The organism is Kitasatospora sp. NPDC043950 (assembly GCF_056435345.1).
The window spans coordinates 37,294-53,861 of sequence record NZ_JBWKER010000026.1; the positions used below are offsets into that span (position 1 = coordinate 37,294).

Below are 16,568 nucleotides of genomic sequence, written 5' to 3' on the forward strand. Positions count from 1 at the left end.
GCACGGGAATTGACGAACCATCGGTGTGCTGGACCAGTGTGCGAGGTCGCTGGTAGCGTCCCGATCGCACCCCCGCTGAACCCTTCCCCGGCGAGCCGAAAGGCGCGTACGACGTGACCCCGTACGGCGAGACACAGACCAGTAGACGGATCGAGGTCCGGTACGCGGCCTCGGCCGACGGCTCGGCCGGTGGTGCGGCTGTCGATTCGGGGCCGCTCACGCTCGGCCAGGACAACATGATCCGGTGCATCGGGCGCGATGCCCCCGAGCAGATCAACAAGGATTCGCTCTGGCCCGTCCCGGACGGCACCTCGGTGTCCGCTGGGCTGGCCGCCCTGCGCCGACTCGTCGAACGGCACGAGTCGCTGCGCACCTCCTTCCCCGCCGGCCCCGGCGCGGACGGCTTCCCGGAGCGCCAGGTGGTGCACCCGGAAGGCCGGTTCACCGTCACCGTGATCGAGGCGGGCGACCGCAGCGACCTCCAACTGGACGCGCTCGCAGCTGAGTTGGGTCGGGCCGACGTCGCCGTTCCGTTCGACCTGGCGGCCGCCCCGCGGCTGCGCTTCACCCTCGTCGCGGACGGGGAGCGACTGCTGCGGCTGGTCGCGGTGGTCTGCCACGCGGGGGCCGACGGCGCTGCCACCGTGCTGCTGATCCAGGACTGGCTGGACCTCGCCGCCGGCAAGGACCTCCCGCCGGTCACCGCCCCGACCCCGCTGCGGATCGCGGACGCGGAACGGAGCGCGCAGGGCCGCCGCAAGTCGGCCGCCGCCCTGCGGTACTGGGCCCGCAGCCTCGCCACCGGCCCGCAGGTGGTGTTCGCCGACGCGCGGATCACCGGCCCCCCGCACGACCTCTCCGCCGTCCTGGTCCGCTCCCGCACCGCCGCCGAGGACCTCGCCGCCGTCTGCCGCCGCACCGGCGCGAGCCCGTCCGTCGTCCTGCTCGCCGCCTTCGCCGCGCTCGTCGCGCACCGGTCGGGCCGCACCGGGCTGGCGCTCTCGGCGCTCTCCGCGAACCGTCAGCGCGCCGCCCTGGTCGACCACGTCGGCACCCTGGCGCAGGACGCCCTGATCCTGCTCGACACCGGGACTGCCGACCTCGACCAGCTGATCGGCCGGGCCAAGGCGGCCTCGCTGAGCGCCTACTGGCACAGCACCCTGGACGCCGAACAGGTCTGGCGGCTCATCGAGGACTGCGCCCACCTGCGCGGCAGCCGGTTCCCCCGCCACGTCGTGGTCAACGACCTGAGCCTGACCATCCCCGCCGCCGTCGCCGACGCCCAACCCGCCGCGACCGCCGACCCCGAACTGACCCGGCTGCCCGCCCCACAGCTGCCGATCCGGCTGATGTTCACCATCCTGCGGATCAGCGGCAGCCTCGACTTCGCCCTGATCAGCTGCCCGCAGGTGCTGGACCCGGACGAGACCGACCGGTTCGCGCGGGCGCTGCTCGCCGTCCTGGCCGCCGCCGCCCGCGGGCCCGTGCCGCTCGACGCCCTGCCCGGCGTCGGCGGCGTGCCGACCCCCGACCGGAGCGGGGAGTGGCACCTGGTCGACGGCTCCTGGATCGACCTGGCCGCCGTTCGCGACCTGCTGGAGGCCGCCCTCGGCGCGCGGGCGGAGATCGAGCTGGCGCTGGACGAGGGAAGGCTGACCGCCAGGCTGACCAGCGCGGACCGCGAACTCACCCCGGCCGTCGCCCACCACGCGGTGGTCGCCGCTCTGCCCGGCCGCGACACGGCGATGGCGCCGCACCACTACGTCGTCCGGCACACCGGCTCCGGGGCGGAGGCCGTCACCTCCGGCGGCGGCCGCGACCCGGACATCGCCGCCCGGCAGGCGGTGCTCACCTGAACGGGGGAGCACGGGCAGGCGCGGGCGGGCTCACTCCAACGGGTCCTCGCCGTCCCACCGGACATCCCACGAACACTCCGAGGTCGCCCCCGAGGTGAGCCCCCACGGGCTCGGCACCTCCTCCTCGTCCTCGTCGCCCTGCAACGGCAGCCGGTCGATCACCGCGACCAGCCGCGGCGGCAGTTGCGGCGCCAGCCCGTGGTGGACCCGGGACAGGATGTCGCGCCGCACGTCGTCCGGCAGTAGCGGCCTGGTCATCCGCAACGGCATCGGCCCGGAGGGGCGTCCGGCCGCAACCAGCTGGTCCGACCAGGCCCGCCAGTAGTCGGCGTCGTCGTTCTCGCCGAGCTTCAGATGGTGCAGGTGCAGGCAGTACGCCGCCGTGCCGCAGCCCGATCCGGCGGCGAAGCGCCACCAGAACTCGGCGCCCTCCTCCCGCCCGGTCGCGTAGAGCAGCGCGGCGAACACCTCCGCGCCCTCGGGCTGGATCCGGCGGGCGTTCACCAGGAGGTCGAGCCCCCGGGAGGCGTCCGGTGCGCCCAGTACCAGGGCCACCACCAGGCCCAGTTCGAAGGCGGCCTGCTCGAACTCCGACGGCAGGTGTGTCGGCGCGGCCGTGAGCCGGGCCTGGCGCAGTGCTGCGATGCGCTCGGCGTGCGCGCGCTCCGGCCGGGGCACGTGGACCACCGCACGCCCCCCGCCGCTCGTACCCGCCTCGCCGCTCGTACCCGTCCTGTCGCTCGTGCCCGCCCCGTCGGGCGGGTCCGCTTCCTGCCCGGGCGTCACAGCTGACCCGCGTGGTCCGGCAGTTCACCCGCTCGGTCGGCCGGTTCACCCGCTCGGTCGGCCGGTTCGCCCGAGCGGTCGGGCAGTTCGCCCACGCCGAGCCGGCGCGCCAGTCGCTCCCGCGCGTGCCGCAGGTTGGAGTGCACCGTCGCCACCGGCCGCCCCAGGTAGGCCGCGATCACCTTGACGTGCAGGCCCAGCAGGTACCGCAGGATGATCACATCCCGTTGTCGGTCCGGGAGTTCGAGGATCGCCGCGTACAGCCGCACCTCGTCCGCCTCGCTGTGCAGCAGCCCGTTCGCGACCTGCTTGAACGCGCCGATCACCGCGGCGAAGGTGACGGCCTCCACCGCCACCGGTTCCTCGGCGGACATCCAGTCCGAGACGTGCCGGTTCGCCAACCGCCAGGCGTACGCGGCCGGCTCCTCGAACCGCAGCACCTGAGGCCAGCAGCGGGCCAGGTCCGCCTTCACGGCCTCGACCACCAGTGCGGCGTCCGCCTGGCCGCCTATCCTGGTCAACGCGAGAGCGTGCCAAGCGGGTTCATGGGTCTCGCAGAACGACGCGTAGGTGAGGTCCAGCCGCAGGCCGAGGTCGCCACCGGCCTCCCGGTCCGACTCCGCGCCGTCGGCGCGCTCCAGCGTCGGCCCTCCCCGGTACCCGCGCACGGGGGCGTCCCTGTCGATCGTCATCGAGCCTGCTTTCCGTGGCCGCCGGCAGCTCGGCGGGCCACTCGAGGTTCGGGCTGTCTGCGCCCATCCTCAGTCCATCCGGCTCGTCACTCCAGGCCGCATCCCGAATACAGATCGTCATCCCATGGGATCGCCCGACTGGTTGGAGCGCGGCGGTCCGCGCTCGACCTCCGGATACGGTGGGCACCAATCGACAGGTGTCCGCGACGCCGAGGGGGAACGCGATGAGCCTCTACGACGGAGTCGACCTGCGGCTCAACATGCCGCACTCGGCCCGGATGTACGACTACTACCTCGGCGGCTTCACTAACTTCGCCGCCGACCGCGAGGCCGCCGGGCACGCCCTCGCGGTCGCACCCTGGCTGCGCGTCGCCGCCCGCGCCAACCGGTCCTTCGTCCACCGTTCCACCCGCGCCCTCGCCCGGGCCGGCATCGACCAGTTCCTCGACATCGGCACCGGCATCCCCACCCCGCCCAACCTCCACGAGGTCGCCCAGAGCGTCGAACCGTGCGCCCGCGTCGTCTACGCCGACAACGACCCGATCGTGCTCTCACACGCCCAGGCGCTGCTCACCGGCACTCCCGAAGGCCGCACCGCCTACGTCGAGGCCGACGTCACCGACCCCGCCCGCCTCCTCGCCTCGCCCGGCCTGCGCGACACCATCGACCTCACCCGGCCCGTCGCGCTCTCCCTCAACGCCCTCCTGCACTTCGTCCCCGACACCCGTGGCGCCCACGAGCTCGTCGAGCACCTCAAAGCGGCCCTCGCCCCCGGCAGCGCCCTGGTGATGACCCATGTCACCCCCGACTTCGCCCCGACCGAGATCGCCGGCCTGGTCCGGATCTACGAATCCGCCGGCACCGCCGCCCAGGCCCGCACGCTCCCCGAGTTCACCCGCTTCTTCGACGGCTGGAGCCTCATCGCCCCCGGTACCGTCCCCACCCCCCACTGGCGGCCCACCCCCGCCGACCCGCCGGCCACCGCCCCCGAGGCCGCCGCCTACGCGGCCGTGGCGCTCAAGCCCTGACCCCGCCCGCCCGGTCGCCCCTGCCCGGTCGCCACCCAACCCCCTCCACCCGTGCGGCCCCGCCGTCCCGGGGACAGACTGGTGGTGGATCGATGCTGCCCGTGAGGCTGGGAGAGGCATGCTGCTGGGACTCACCACCGCCTTGGTCGCGACCGTCTGCTTCGGGTTCGGGGCGGTGTTCCAGGCGCGCGGGGCGCGGTCGGCGCCGCAGGCGGACCGGGTGCGGGCGGGGCTGCTGGCCGCGCTGGCGCGGTCGTGGGAGTTCCTGCTCGGCACGGTGCTGGACATCGTCGGTTTCGCGCTGAGCATCGTGGCGCTGCGTAGCCTGCCCCTGTTCCTCGTGCAGGCCGTCACCAACGCGAGCCTGGCCGTGACGGCGCTCGCCGCCGTCCGGCTGCTCGGGGCGCGGCTGCGCCGGGGGGACGTGACGGGAATCGTCGCCGTGGTGGTCGGCCTGACGCTGCTGGCGTCGGGGTCGGGCCGGGAGGGCCGGGAGCACGCCCCGCCGCTGTTCCACTGGGCGCTGCTCGCGACGACCGCCGTGATGCTGCTGCTGACCCTCGTCCTGGTGCGCCGGGCCGGTACCGTGGCGGCGGCCGGGCTGGGGCTGCTGGCGGGGGTGGGGTTCGGGGTGACGAGCCTGGCGGTGCGGGTGATGGACGCGTCGAGCCTGGTCACCGTCCTCACCGACCCGGCGGCGTACGCGCTCGCGGTGGGCGGCCTCGGCGGCTACCTGGCGTACGCGCTGGCGCTTCAGCGCGGCACGGTCACGGCCGCGACCGCCGCCGGGACGGTCGCCGAGACCTTCGGCCCGGCGCTGGTGGGCGTGGCGGCGCTGGGCGACGCGGCGCGTCCGGGGTTCGAGTGGTGCGCGCTGGCGGGCTTCGCGGTGGCGGTGGGCGGCACCTTCCTGCTGTCCAGGTTCGGGGAGTTGGAGGGGCAGTCCGCGGAGGTGGCCGCCGCGCGGCCGGGCTCGGCGGACCGGGACCCTGAACCGGGCCCGGACCCGGAGGCGGACGCGGAGCCGGCCGTCCCGCCCCGGTAGCCCGGGTGGCGCCGCCGTGCGAAGGTGACTTGCCGGACAAATCGGACGGTGACACGCCCACGGAGCGGCAGGTGCGCGATGGCGGACGAAGCCCAGCCGGGCCCCCGACGGCCGGGGCCCGCCGACCCTCCGGTCGTGCTCGTCACCGGCGCGTCCTCCGGCATCGGCCTGGCCACGGCCGTCCGCCTGGCCGACGCCGGCTGGCGGACCCTGCTGTCCGGTACGGACGGCGCCCGCCTGGACGAGGTCGCCGCCCGGACCGGCGGCCGCGTCCTGCCCGAGGACCTGAGCAAGCCGGACGGCCCGAGCCGGCTCGCGGAGGCGGCCCTCGCGGAGGCCGGCCGGGTGGACGCGCTGGTCGCCAGTGCGGGCCTGGGGTGGCGCGGACCGTTCGCGGACACCCCCTCGGACGTCCTGGACCGGATGATCGAGGTCAACTTCGCCGCCCCGCTGCGGCTGGTCCGCCTGCTCCTGCCGGGCATGCTGGAGCGCCGCCGGGGCCGGATCGTGCTGCTCGGCTCGATGGCCGGCCAGGTCGGCGTGCGCGACGAGTCGGGGTACGCGGCGACCAAGGGCGGGCTGGCGATGTTCGCGGAGAGCCTCTGGTACGAGCTGCGCGGCACCGGGGTGGGGGTGCGCCTGGTGCTGCCGGGCCCGGTGGACACCCCGTTCTTCGACCGGCGCGGCACCCCCTACCAGCGGGAGCGGCCACGGCCCGTCCCGGCGGAGCGGGTCGCCGACACCGTGGTCGCGACCATCACCACCGGGCGCGACCGGCTCTTCGTGCCGCACTGGCTCGGCTTCCCGGCCCGGATCCACGGCGTGGCACCGGGCGTGTTCCGGCGCATGGCCTCCCGCTTCGGGTGAGCCCGGTGAACACGGCCACCCGGGTGCTCGCGACGGCAACCGTGACGGCGGCTGCGGCGGAGTTCGGGCACCTGGCCCCGGCGGCGGTGCGCCTCCCGGCGCTGCGCCGCACGCTGGCCCGCCGAACCGCCGGCCACGGCGCCGACCCGCACCATGTCGCCCTGACCTTCGACGACGGCCCCGACCCGCGCAGCACCCCGGAGATCCTGGACGCGCTGGACGCCCTGGACGGTGTCCGGGCGACCTTCTTCCTGCTGGGCTCGATGCTGGAGCGCGCCCCCGCCCTCGGCCGGGAGCTGGTGCTGCGCGGCCACGAGGTGGCCGTCCACGGCTGGCACCACCGGCCGCAGTGGTACCCGGCCCCGGCCCGTGACCTGCGCGAACTGCGCCACGCGACCGAGGCGGTGACCGCGCTGTGCGGGGTGCGCCCGCACTGGTACCGCCCGCCGTACGGGGTGCTGACGGCGGGCCCGGCCCTGGCCGCCCGGCGGCTGGGCCTGCGCCCGGTGCTGTGGACGGCCTGGGGCCGGGACTGGACGGCGGAGGCGACCGGGGCCTCCGTCTACGCGACCGCCCGCCCCGGCCTCACCGGCGGCGCGACCCTCCTCCTGCACGACTCCGACTGCACCTCCGCCCCCGACTCCTGGCGGGCCACCCTCGCCGCCCTTCCGCTGATCGCCGCCCACTGCCGCGCCCACTCCCTCACCCTCGGCCCGCTCCGCGACCACGCCGTCCCGGGGGCCGCCCGCGGCTGACGGCATCGCGCCCGCCGCCGAGCGCCGGGCGGACGGCGAAGCCCCGCCTCGACCGAGGCGGGGCTTCGCCGTGTGGCGTTGCTCGGCGTCTTCTAGCGTTCGCAGGCGACGCCGTCGTTGTCGCGGTCCAGGCCGGATCGGTACCCGGGGTCGCCCCGGTGCAGGGGGGCCTTGCCGGCGGCCTTCACCGCGTCGCAGTTCTTGTAGTAGGCGCTGCCGCCGGCACCGCCCTGGGAACCGCCACCCGACGCCCCGTCCGAGTTCGCGTCCGAGCCCCCGCCTGACGTTCCGCCCGACGTTCCGCCCGACGACCCGCCAGTGGAACTGCCGCCGGCGTTGCCCTGGTGGTTCGGGCTGGACGGGTCGTTGCGTTCGTCCGCGTAGAGCGCCGCGTACCGGTCCGCCGGGCACGAAGCCCCCGGCTTCACCAGCTGGAGCGCGGGAGAGGCCGCCGGGTACAGCTTGCTCCCGGGCTGGAGCACGTTCGCGCACACCACCCAGGCGTCGTGGTCGGCGGGCAGCGCTAGGTCCAGGTAGCGGCTGTGCTCCTGGATCCGGTCGGCTGCGACACCGGCCGCCACCAGTAGGGCACGCGCCTCCCCGGCGGTGTGCTGGGCGACGTCGGGCATGACACCCGACACGGCGCTCGGAGTCGGAGTGGGAGTGGGAGTCGCGCTCGGAGTCGGAGTCGCGCTCAGGGCCGGCGTCGGGGACCCGGCGTCGGCCGGGGTGGCCGCCGTCGTAGCCGTAGCCGTAGCCGTAGCGGTCGGAGCCGGAGCGGCGGTCGTCGCCGGGGCCGCGACCGGCTGCGCCTTCTCCGGCTTCGGCCCCGTGATGACGCCCAACCAGAAGAGCGAGCCGATCAGGCAGCAGAAGGTCAGCGCCACCTTGGCGGCGACGTGCAGGCGGCGGGAGCGCCACAGCCAGATCGCGGCGAGCGGCGGTACGAACAGCAGGGTGGCGGCTCGGACGAGCCGGTTGGCCGTGGTGCGGGGCGGTACGGCCTGGGGCCCGGGCGGCCGGTGCGGGTCGGGGGTCACGAGGGGGTTCCTTCGAGCAGGAGTGTGTCCCCGGGGAGAGCGGCACCCCGGGGTGGGTGCTCCGGCCTGGGCTGGACGGCCGCCGCTGCCGACGGGCGAGGCCGCTGTCCGGGGCCGTCCGGAGGCTTCGGAGAGTGTAAAGGACTCGTATGGAACAGGTATGCGCCAGGTAGCGAACTCCGGCCCCGGCCCCCGCCCGGGTGCACGGCTCCACCCCGGCCGGGACTCCCGTATGGCTCGCCCCGGCGCTCGGCTACGCCAGCCCCACCTGCGCCAGGGCCGCGGTGAACCCGGTGCGCCAGCGCTCCGGGGTGGCGCCGGGGGAGGGCGCGGGCGCGGGGCGGGCGAGGGCGGCGAGGGCGTTGCGGACCACTTCGGCGGGGTGGGCGGAGGCGACGTCGGCGTGGCCGAGTTCCAGCTCGTGTTGGAGGTTGTCGCGGCCGTGGCCCTGGACGACGTCGAGCAGCAGCAGTCGCCGTCCGAGGGCGCGGGCCTCGCTACAGGTGTCGCCGGAGCTGGTGACGACGAGGTCGGCGGCGGCCATCAGGGCGGGGACCCGGTCGGTGTAGCCGAAGGGGTGCAGGCGCGGCTCCCGGCGGGCGGCGGCCCGCAGCCGCCGTTCCAGTTCCCGGTTGCGCCCGGCGACGGCGAGCACGTGCGGACCGGCGGCGGCGAGCGAGGCGGCGGTGCGGGCGAGCGGTCCGAGCCCCCAGGCGCCGGACATCAGCAGCACGCACCGCCCGCCCGCCGGGACGCCCAGTTCGGCACGCGCCTCGGCCCGGCCGGGCGGCCGGTAGAACGGTTCCCGCAGCGGAGCGGGCAGGACGGTGACGGCGGCGTCCGGCCGGTAGCGGCGCACGGCGCAGGCGGCGACCTCGGAGGTGACCAGGAAGAGGTCGGTGCCCTCCTGCACCCAGAGCCGGTGCGGCGTCACGTCGGTGCAGAACACGAAGTGCCGGAAGTCCCGTCGCGGCAGCCGGTTGACGGCCGAGGTGGCGGTGGCGAACACGGAGACCACCAGCTGCGGCCGCTGCGCCGCGACCAGTTGGCGCAGCGCCGGGACGAGCCGGCTGCGGGCGGCCGCGTCGGCGAGCAGCGCGAGCCGGGCGCCGGGCCGCAACGCCGAGAAGTGGAAGGCGTCGTACACGCCGGGCAGGTCGAGCAGCCGCCGGAACACGGCCTCCCCGGCGGCGCCGGAGCGCTGCCCGAGCAGGGCCATCGCGTCGACCGTGTGGGTGGTCCAGCCGCGGGCCCGCAGGGTGTCGGCGCAGGCCTGGGCCATCACGTCGTGGCCCTGGCCTAGGGAGCCGGAGACGAGCAGGGCGTGCGGCATCGGGCGGCCCGCTCAGGAGGCGGCGGAGGCGGCTGCGGCGGCCCGGTACCAGTCGGCGTAACTCCGCACGCCGTCCGCGAAGTTGGTGTGCGGAGACCAGCCGAGCAGGCGCTTGGCCTGGGCGCAGGAGATCCGCCGCCCGGTGTAGTCGGCCTTGCGGCCGTCGATGTGCTCGATCGAGACCGGCCCCAGCAGGTCGTCGACGGTGTCGGCGATGTCGCGCACCGAGACGGCGGTGGAGCCCTCCAGGGCGAAGGTCCGGTCCTCGGCGGCGGGGGACAGGGCCCGGACGTGGGCGTCGGCGAGGTCCTCGACGTAGACGAAGTTGCGGCTCTGCCGCCCGTCGCCGGCGATGGTGATCGGCCGCCCGGTGAGCGCGGCCTGGACGAACCGGGCGACGACCAGCTCGTCGCGCATCCGGGGCCCGTACGGGATGCCGTAGCGCAGGATGGTGAAGTGCTGCCCGTACAGCTCGCGGTAGCTGTGCACCAGCATCTCGGCGGCGAGCTTGGTGGCCACGTAGAGGTGGCCGCTGTGTTCCAGTTCGATCGGCACGTGCTCGTCCAACTCCTGCTCTCCGCCGTCGAGTTGCTCGTCGGTGAGAGCGGCGCCGTAGACCCAGACGGTGCTCGCCAGCACGGTGCGGCTCAGTCCGCTGCGCCGGGCGGCCTCCAGGACGGCCTCGGTGCCGTCGATGTTGGTCCGCACGGCCCGCACCGGGTCGGCGGAGACCTGTTCGACGTCGGCCATCGCGGCGAGGTGGTACACCACTTCACTGCCGGCCAACGCGGAGGTGAGGGCCGCGAGGTCGAGGATGTCGAGCCGGGCGTGTTCGGCGTCGGGGTTGAGGTACTTGTCGGTCGTGTCCACCGCGAGGACGTCGTGGCCGGCCGCGATCAGGTGGTCCACGACGTGTGACCCGATGAATCCGCATCCCCCGGTGACGGCTATCCGCACGATCTCTCTCCTTGTCGGGCTCCGTGTCGAGCGCCTTCTCGCACTCCGTGTCGAGCGCCTCGGCGCGCCCGCCTGGTCGGGTCGACCCCGCCCCGGCTATCCGGCGAGTCTCCGGTGCACCGCCGAGACGGCCTCGATGACCTGCTCCGTCTCGTCCCCGGTCATGTCGGAGTGCACCGGCAGGCACACCTGCCGCGCGCAGACGTCCTCGGCGACCGGCAGCGGCCCGCGCCGGTAGGGGGCGAGGACGGGCTGCAGGTGCAGCGGCAGGTCGTACACCTCGCCGGAAAGCCGCACGCCGTACTCCTCGGCGACCGCCCGCTTGAACGCGGCGCGCTCCACCCCGGGCGGCAGCAGCGCCACGTACTTGTAGTAGTTGCCGCGGCAGCCGGACGGTTCGAGCACCGGCTCCAGGCCGTCGAGCCCGGCCAGCGCCTCGTCGTAGCGGCGGGCGACGGCCCGGCGGGTCTCGATGAACTCCTTGAGCCGGCGCAGGTGCACGGCGCCGACGGCCGCGCTGAGCTCGCTCATCCGCCAGGCGTGGCCGAGCCGGACGTGGTGGTTGGTGGTGAAGGAGCCCTTGCCCTGGTCGCGGTAGGTGCGGGCCTCGTCGCGCAGCTCGGGCGACTCGGTGAGGATCAGGCCGCCCTCGCCGCTGGTGGTGACCTTGGTCGGGTAGAACGAGAAGGCCCCGGCCAGGCCGAACGTCCCGGCGCAGCGCCCGTCGAGGCTGCTGCCGTGGGCGTGCGCGGCGTCCTCGACCAGCGGGACGCCGTGCCGGTCGCAGAGCGCGCGCAGCTCCTCGACCCGGGGGGTGATCAGTCCGCCGATGTGGACGAGTACGACGGCTGCGGTATCCGGGGTGAGGGCCGCCTCCAGCGTCTCGGGGGAGAGCGCCAGGGTGGCCGGGTCGACGTCGGCGATCACCGGGCGCCCGCCGGCGTGCAGGACGGCGCCGGCGGTCGCGTAGAAGGTGACGGCCGGTACGACGACGTCGCGGCCCCGGACGTCGACCGTGCGCAGGATCACCTCCAGCGCCGCGGTGCCGCTGCTCACCGCGACGGCGTGCGAGGCGCCGTGCTCGGCGGCGAAGGCCTGCTCCAAGCGCTCGGTCCACGGGCCCAGGGTGAGGGCGCCCGTGGTGAGCATCTCCATCACCGCCTCGGCGACGGCCGCGCGGTCGGATTCGTCGAACACGATGCGGGCGGCTGGAACGCCCATGGGCACCTCCGGCGGCGGGCTGGGGTCAGCACCGATCGGGTCAGATGGGTCCGAACCGTACGAAAAGTGTCGGTCCCGGCACATCACGCTACTTCGCCCGCCGGGCCGCGGCCCGTCGTCGCCGCCCGCCCGGGTGACGACGCCCGGCCCCGTCGCCGCCCTGCCGCTGCCCCGCCACCGCCCCGTCGCCACCGCCGGGAGTGCGCCCGACCGCTCCCACCACAGCTGATGCGCTTCCGCCGTCCGGGGAGGGGCCGTACTGCGTCCGCAGTACGCAAACGGCCTGCGCAGGGACGACGACGGAGGAGGGGCCGGCCGTCAAGGATGGGTCATGCTGCGGGCGGTCCGCGCCGAAAGGCGCCGGGGCGGCCGCGGTGCGCACTCTGACCGAGATTCGAAGGAGTCCACTCTTCCGTGGCCACGTTCCTGTACCGCCTGGGCCGCTGGGCCTTCGTCCGACGCCGGCTGGTGACCCTGCTCTGGGTCGCCGTGCTGGCGGTGTGCGGAGTCCTGGCGGCCAAGGCGCCCGCCGCACCCGACGACGGCTTCGCGATGCCCGGTACGGAGGCGCAGAAGGCCTTCGACCTGATGAACGAGCGCTTCCCCGGCGGCCACGCCGACGGCGCCTCGGCCCGCCTGGTGTTCGTCGCCCCGTCCGGGCAGAAGATCACCGCCGAGCCCAACCAGCAGGCGGTGGAGCGGACGGTCGCCGAGCTCGCCCACGCCGACGAGGTCTCCGGCGCGGTCAGCCCGTTCAAGGCCAACACCGTCTCCAAGGACGGCACCACCGCGTACGCGACCGTCAGCTACTCCGTGAAGGCGGGCGAGCTGTCCAAGGGCGCCACCGAGGCCCTCGAACAGGCCGCCCAGCACGGGCGGGACGCCGGGCTCAAGGTCGAGGTCGGCGGCAACGCGCTGATGGCCAAGCCCGAGGCCGGCGGCAGCAGCGAGATGATCGGCATGGCGCTGTCCGCGGTCGTCCTGGTGATCACCTTCGGCTCACTCGTGGCCGCAGGCCTGCCGCTGCTCACCGCCGTGATCGGGGTCGGCCTCGGCATGGCCCTGATCACCGGGCTCGGCAGCACGCTAGGCCTGTCGTCCACCACCAGCACGCTGGCGATGATGCTGGGACTCGCGGTCGGCATCGACTACGCGGTGTTCATCGTCTCCCGCTACCGGGCCGAGCTCGCCGAGGGCCGCACCCCGCAGGAGGCGGCCGGCCGGGCCGTCGGCACCGCAGGCTCCGCCGTGGTGTTCGCCGGGCTCACCGTGGTGATCGCCCTGGCCGGGCTCTCGGTGGTCGGCATCCCGATGCTCGCCAAGATGGGCATGGCCGCGGCCGGCACGGTGGTCATCGCCGTCCTGGTCGCGCTCACCCTGGTCCCCGCGCTGCTCGGCTTCATCGGCCGCCGGGTGCTGCCCCGCAAGGCCCGCAAGGGCGCCGTCCAGCCGAAGAAGGAGAACGGCGGCTCCCGCTGGGCCAAGTTCGTGCTGCGCCGCCCGCTCGCGGTGCTGCTCGGCGGCGTGATCGGCCTCGGGGTGCTCGCCGCCCCCGCGCTCGACCTGCGGCTCGGCCTGCCCGGGGACGAGTCGAAGCCGACCTCCACCACCCAGCGCCGCGCTTACGACCTGCTGTCCGAGGGCTTCGGCCCCGGCTTCAACGGGCCGCTGACCGTCATGGTCGACGTCAAGGGCACGCCCGACCCGAAGGCCGCCGCGAGCGAGGTCGCCAAGACGGTCTCCGCGCTGCCCGGCGTGGTCTCCGTCACCCCGCCGATGTTCAACAAGGCGGGGGACACCGCCCTGCTGAACGCCGTCCCGTCCACCGGTCCGAGCGCCGCGGAGACCAAGGACCTGGTCCAGGCGATCCGCGGCCACGCCGCCGGCCTCAAGACGGCCACCGGGGCGACGATCCTGGTCAGCGGCACGACGGCGATGAACATCGACGTCTCGCAGAAGCTCACCGACGCGCTGGTGCCCTACCTCGCGGTGGTCGTCGGCCTCGCCGTCGTCCTGCTGCTGGTGGTGTTCCGCTCGGTGCTCGTCCCGCTGAAGGCGGCGCTCGGCTTCCTGCTCTCGGTGGCCGCCGCGCTCGGCGCGGTCGTCGCGGTCTTCCAGTGGGGCTGGCTGGCCAACCTGATCGGCGTCGAACAGACCGGCCCGGTGATGAGCATGATGCCGATCTTCATGGTCGGCGTGGTCTTCGGCCTCGCCATGGACTACGAGGTGTTCCTGGTCACCCGGATCCGCGAGGGCTTCGTCCACGGCGAGCAGCCCGACGAGGCCATCGTCACCGGCTTCCGGCACAACGCCCGGGTGGTCACCGCCGCCGCGTTCATCATGATCGCCGTCTTCGCGGGCTTCATCGGCATGGGCGAACCGATGATCAAGATGATGGGTCTGGGCCTCGCCGCGGCCGTCGCCTTCGACGCCTTCGTGGTCCGGATGACCATCGTCCCGGCCGTCCTGGCCCTGCTCGGCCGCCACGCCTGGTGGCTGCCGCGCTGGCTGGACCGGCTCATGCCGGACATCGACGTCGAGGGCAGCAAGCTGCAGACCGCCGCCCCCGAACCGGCCCCGGTCCGGGAGTCCGTCGGCGTCTAGGGCCGACCCCCCGCGGACCAGCCGGGGCCCGTCCCGATCCACGGGGCGGGCCCCGGCCCGGACAATGGTTCGATCCCTACCGTTACCGTTGCTGTCGGGGTCCGCCACGCACACGGCGGCCCCCGACCCGGCCCACCCCGCCCGGCAGGGCGCGGTTCGGCACGAACTGGCAGAACCCGGCGAGGGTGCCGCCAGGGCACCCCCGACCCGGAGAGCACCACGATGAGCGACACCTGGCAGCGGCTGCGCCGCGACCACCCCCGGCTGCTCGACGCCGTCGGCGGCGCCGTGCTGATCGCGATGACCGGCATCGGCGTCACCGTCGACCAGACCGGCCACGTCATCTCCTTCAGGCCGCTCAGCGCCACCATCGCGCTGGTCTCCGCCGTCACCGTGTTCGCCCACCGCCGGCACCCGCGGGCAGTGGTCGTCATCACGCTGATCTGCACGATGGCCCTCATCCTCACCACCCCCCGCCTCACCCCCGGGCTGGCCACCCCGCTGCTGCTCGCCCTCTACTTCCTCGCCGTCCGGACCGACCGCGCCACCGCCCTGCGCGCCTCGATCGCCTCCGCCGTCCTGCTCACCGGCACGTCGCTGATCGGCGACGGCGGCGGCCCGATCGGCCAACGGATCGGTGTCCTCGCCTGGGCCCTGCTGCCCGGCGCCCTCGGCGACTCCATCCGCAACCGCCGCGCCCACCTCGCCGCCATCGAGGAACGCGCCGAACGCGCCGAACGCACCCGCGAGGAGGAGGCCCGCCGCCGGGTCGCGGACGAGCGGATCCGGATCGCCCGCGACCTGCACGACGTCGTCGCCCACCACATCGCCCTCGCCAATGCCCAGGCCGGCATCGCCGTCTACCTCATGGACCGCCACCCCACCCAGGCGCGCGAGGTGCTCAGCCACATCACCGACGCCACCGGCTCCGCGCTCCAGGAGCTGCGCGCCACCGTCGGCCTGCTGCGCCGAGCCGAGGAGCCCGCGCCACTCGAACCGGCCCCCGGCCTCGACCGGCTTCCCGAGCTGATCAACGCCTTCGAACGCACCGGCCTGCCGGTGCGGCTCACCGTCGAGGGCGAGGCTCGCGCGCTCTCGCCCGGCGTGGACCTCACCGCCTACCGGATCGTCCAGGAGTCCCTGACCAACGTCGCCAAGCACGCCCAGGGCGCCGGCGCCGAGATCACCCTCGCCTACAGCGGCAGCCGGGTCGCCGTCAGCGTCGCCAACGGACGCCCGCCGACCAGCGCCCGCCCCCGGCAGGCCCTGCTGCCCCACCCGGCCCCCGGCGAGGGCGGCTTCGGACTGATCGGCATGCGCGAACGGGCCGGCGCGGTCGGCGGCCGCCTCACCGCCGACAGCCGGCCCGACGGCGGCTTCCTGGTCACCGCCGAACTTCCGCTGCGCACCGGCGCCCGGGACGACGGCGCCGGTCGCGGTGGCTGTGCCGTACGGGCGGACCGGGCCGGCCGGGAAGACCGTGCCGTTCGAGTAGACAAGGACCACGCATGACCATCCGGGTACTGCTCGCGGACGACCAGGCGCTGCTGCGCGGTGCGTTCCGGGTGCTGATCGACGCCGAGGACGACATGGAGGTGGTCGGCGAGGCCGCCGACGGCCACCAGGCCGTCGAACTCGCCCGCGCCACCCGCCCCGACATCGTCCTGATGGACATCCGCATGCCCGGCGCCGACGGCCTCGGCGCGACGGCCGCCATCTGCGGCGACGAGGAACTGGCCGGCACCCGGGTCCTGATCCTCACCACCTTCGAGATCGACGAGTACGTGGCCCAGGCGCTGCGGGCCGGCGCCGGCGGCTTCCTCGGCAAGGGCGCGGACCCGGCGGAACTGCTCGCGGCCGTCCGCGCCGTCGCCGCCGGGGACGCCCTGCTCTCGCCCGCCGCCACCCGGGCCGTCATCGACCAACTCCTCGCCCAGCCCGATCCGGCGGCCGGCGGCACCGCCGAGCGGCTGTCCGTGCTCACCGCGCGCGAGCGCGAGGTGATGTCGATGGCCGCCACCGGCCTCACCAACGAGGAGATCGCCGAGCGGATGTTCGTCAGCCCGTTCACCGTCCGCACCCACGTCCACCGCGCGATGGCCAAGCTGGACGCCCGGGACCGGGCCCAACTCGTCGCGATCGCCTACCAGTCCGGCCTGGTCCCGCCGGGCCGTCCGGCCTGACCGGCGAAGGCCCGCCCGCCGACCCGTCCGCCGGCCCGCCTGCCGATCCGTCCGTCCAACTCGCCTGGTTTGCGGCGGTAGCAGGACTGATCGACCGTCAAACTCCGGCCATATGTCGGTGATCTGAATTCCAGCCTGCCCGAAAACGACCTCCGAACTGGTGTATCAGCGAGTAGTCTGCCGATGACTCAGGATGAGGAG

At 74.7% G+C, this 16,568-nt stretch carries 14 protein-coding genes; 8 read left to right on the top strand and 6 right to left on the bottom strand.

From position 1 onward, the window contains the following. The first annotated feature begins 113 nt into the window (after window positions 1-113). Window positions 114-1,856: a condensation domain-containing protein gene (locus AC07BF_RS18900; protein ID WP_478333622.1), complete on the top strand. Its 1,743-nt coding sequence runs from the start codon at window positions 114-116 to the stop codon at window positions 1,854-1,856. 30 nt (window positions 1,857-1,886) lie between these two features. Here the strand turns inward: AC07BF_RS18900 and AC07BF_RS18905 are convergent, their stop codons facing one another. Together AC07BF_RS18905 and AC07BF_RS18910 are read right to left on the bottom strand one after the other, a co-directional pair. Further along, on the bottom strand, window positions 1,887-2,543 hold the full coding sequence (locus tag AC07BF_RS18905; RefSeq protein WP_363582561.1) for a hypothetical protein: 657 nt from the start codon (window positions 2,541-2,543) through the stop codon (window positions 1,887-1,889). Window positions 2,544-2,638: 95 nt separating this feature from the next. Beyond that, window positions 2,639-3,334: an RNA polymerase sigma factor gene (locus AC07BF_RS18910; RefSeq protein WP_363582563.1), complete on the bottom strand. Its 696-nt coding sequence runs from the start codon at window positions 3,332-3,334 to the stop codon at window positions 2,639-2,641. A 224-nt stretch (window positions 3,335-3,558) separates the two neighbouring features. Between AC07BF_RS18910 and AC07BF_RS18915 the strand changes: the two genes are divergently transcribed. From AC07BF_RS18915 to AC07BF_RS18930, 4 genes are all read left to right on the top strand, one after another. Continuing rightward, window positions 3,559-4,362, top strand: coding sequence for an SAM-dependent methyltransferase (locus tag AC07BF_RS18915; RefSeq protein ID WP_363582565.1), 804 nt, complete (start codon window positions 3,559-3,561; stop codon window positions 4,360-4,362). Window positions 4,363-4,480: 118 nt separating this feature from the next. Then, window positions 4,481-5,407: a DMT family transporter gene (locus tag AC07BF_RS18920; protein ID WP_363582567.1), complete on the top strand. Its 927-nt coding sequence runs from the start codon at window positions 4,481-4,483 to the stop codon at window positions 5,405-5,407. A gap of 135 nt (window positions 5,408-5,542) precedes the next feature. Beyond that, the gene (locus AC07BF_RS18925; protein WP_244293554.1) at window positions 5,543-6,274 is read left to right on the top strand and encodes an SDR family NAD(P)-dependent oxidoreductase; all 732 of its coding nucleotides are present in this window, start codon (window positions 5,543-5,545) and stop codon (window positions 6,272-6,274) included. A 5-nt stretch (window positions 6,275-6,279) separates the two neighbouring features. Beyond that, window positions 6,280-7,029, top strand: a complete 750-nt coding sequence (locus AC07BF_RS18930) for a polysaccharide deacetylase family protein (protein ID WP_478333623.1) — start codon at window positions 6,280-6,282, stop codon at window positions 7,027-7,029. Between the two features lie 92 nt (window positions 7,030-7,121). Here the strand turns inward: AC07BF_RS18930 and AC07BF_RS18935 are convergent, their stop codons facing one another. The 4 genes from AC07BF_RS18935 to AC07BF_RS18950 all read right to left on the bottom strand — a co-directional run bounded on the left by AC07BF_RS18935 (window position 7,122) and on the right by AC07BF_RS18950 (window position 11,580). Beyond that, window positions 7,122-8,069 carry an excalibur calcium-binding domain-containing protein gene (locus AC07BF_RS18935; RefSeq protein WP_478333624.1) on the bottom strand — a complete coding sequence of 316 codons (948 nt, stop codon included), beginning with the start codon at window positions 8,067-8,069 and terminating at the stop codon, window positions 7,122-7,124. A gap of 253 nt (window positions 8,070-8,322) precedes the next feature. Next, entirely contained in the window at window positions 8,323-9,402 is a 1,080-nt protein-coding gene (locus AC07BF_RS18940) for a glycosyltransferase family protein (protein ID WP_478333625.1), read from the bottom strand. 12 nt (window positions 9,403-9,414) lie between these two features. Then, window positions 9,415-10,359, bottom strand: a complete 945-nt coding sequence (locus AC07BF_RS18945; protein WP_363582573.1) for an NAD-dependent epimerase/dehydratase family protein — start codon at window positions 10,357-10,359, stop codon at window positions 9,415-9,417. A 96-nt stretch (window positions 10,360-10,455) separates the two neighbouring features. After that, window positions 10,456-11,580, bottom strand: a complete 1,125-nt coding sequence (locus AC07BF_RS18950; protein ID WP_363617160.1) for a DegT/DnrJ/EryC1/StrS family aminotransferase — start codon at window positions 11,578-11,580, stop codon at window positions 10,456-10,458. A gap of 414 nt (window positions 11,581-11,994) precedes the next feature. Here AC07BF_RS18950 and AC07BF_RS18955 point away from each other — a divergent pair, with 414 nt between their 5' ends. The 3 genes from AC07BF_RS18955 to AC07BF_RS18965 all read left to right on the top strand — a co-directional run bounded on the left by AC07BF_RS18955 (window position 11,995) and on the right by AC07BF_RS18965 (window position 16,367). Further along, a complete protein-coding gene (locus AC07BF_RS18955; protein ID WP_478333626.1) occupies window positions 11,995-14,184 on the top strand; it encodes an MMPL family transporter in 2,190 nt (729 codons plus the stop codon). A 222-nt stretch (window positions 14,185-14,406) separates the two neighbouring features. After that, window positions 14,407-15,696 (top strand): sensor histidine kinase, encoded by a 1,290-nt coding sequence (locus tag AC07BF_RS18960; RefSeq protein ID WP_363582579.1) that lies wholly within the window; start codon window positions 14,407-14,409, stop codon window positions 15,694-15,696. After that, window positions 15,693-16,367: a response regulator transcription factor gene (locus AC07BF_RS18965; protein WP_363582581.1), complete on the top strand. Its 675-nt coding sequence runs from the start codon at window positions 15,693-15,695 to the stop codon at window positions 16,365-16,367. Before AC07BF_RS18960 ends, AC07BF_RS18965 begins: the two co-directional genes overlap by 4 nt. Window positions 16,368-16,568 lie beyond the last annotated feature (201 nt).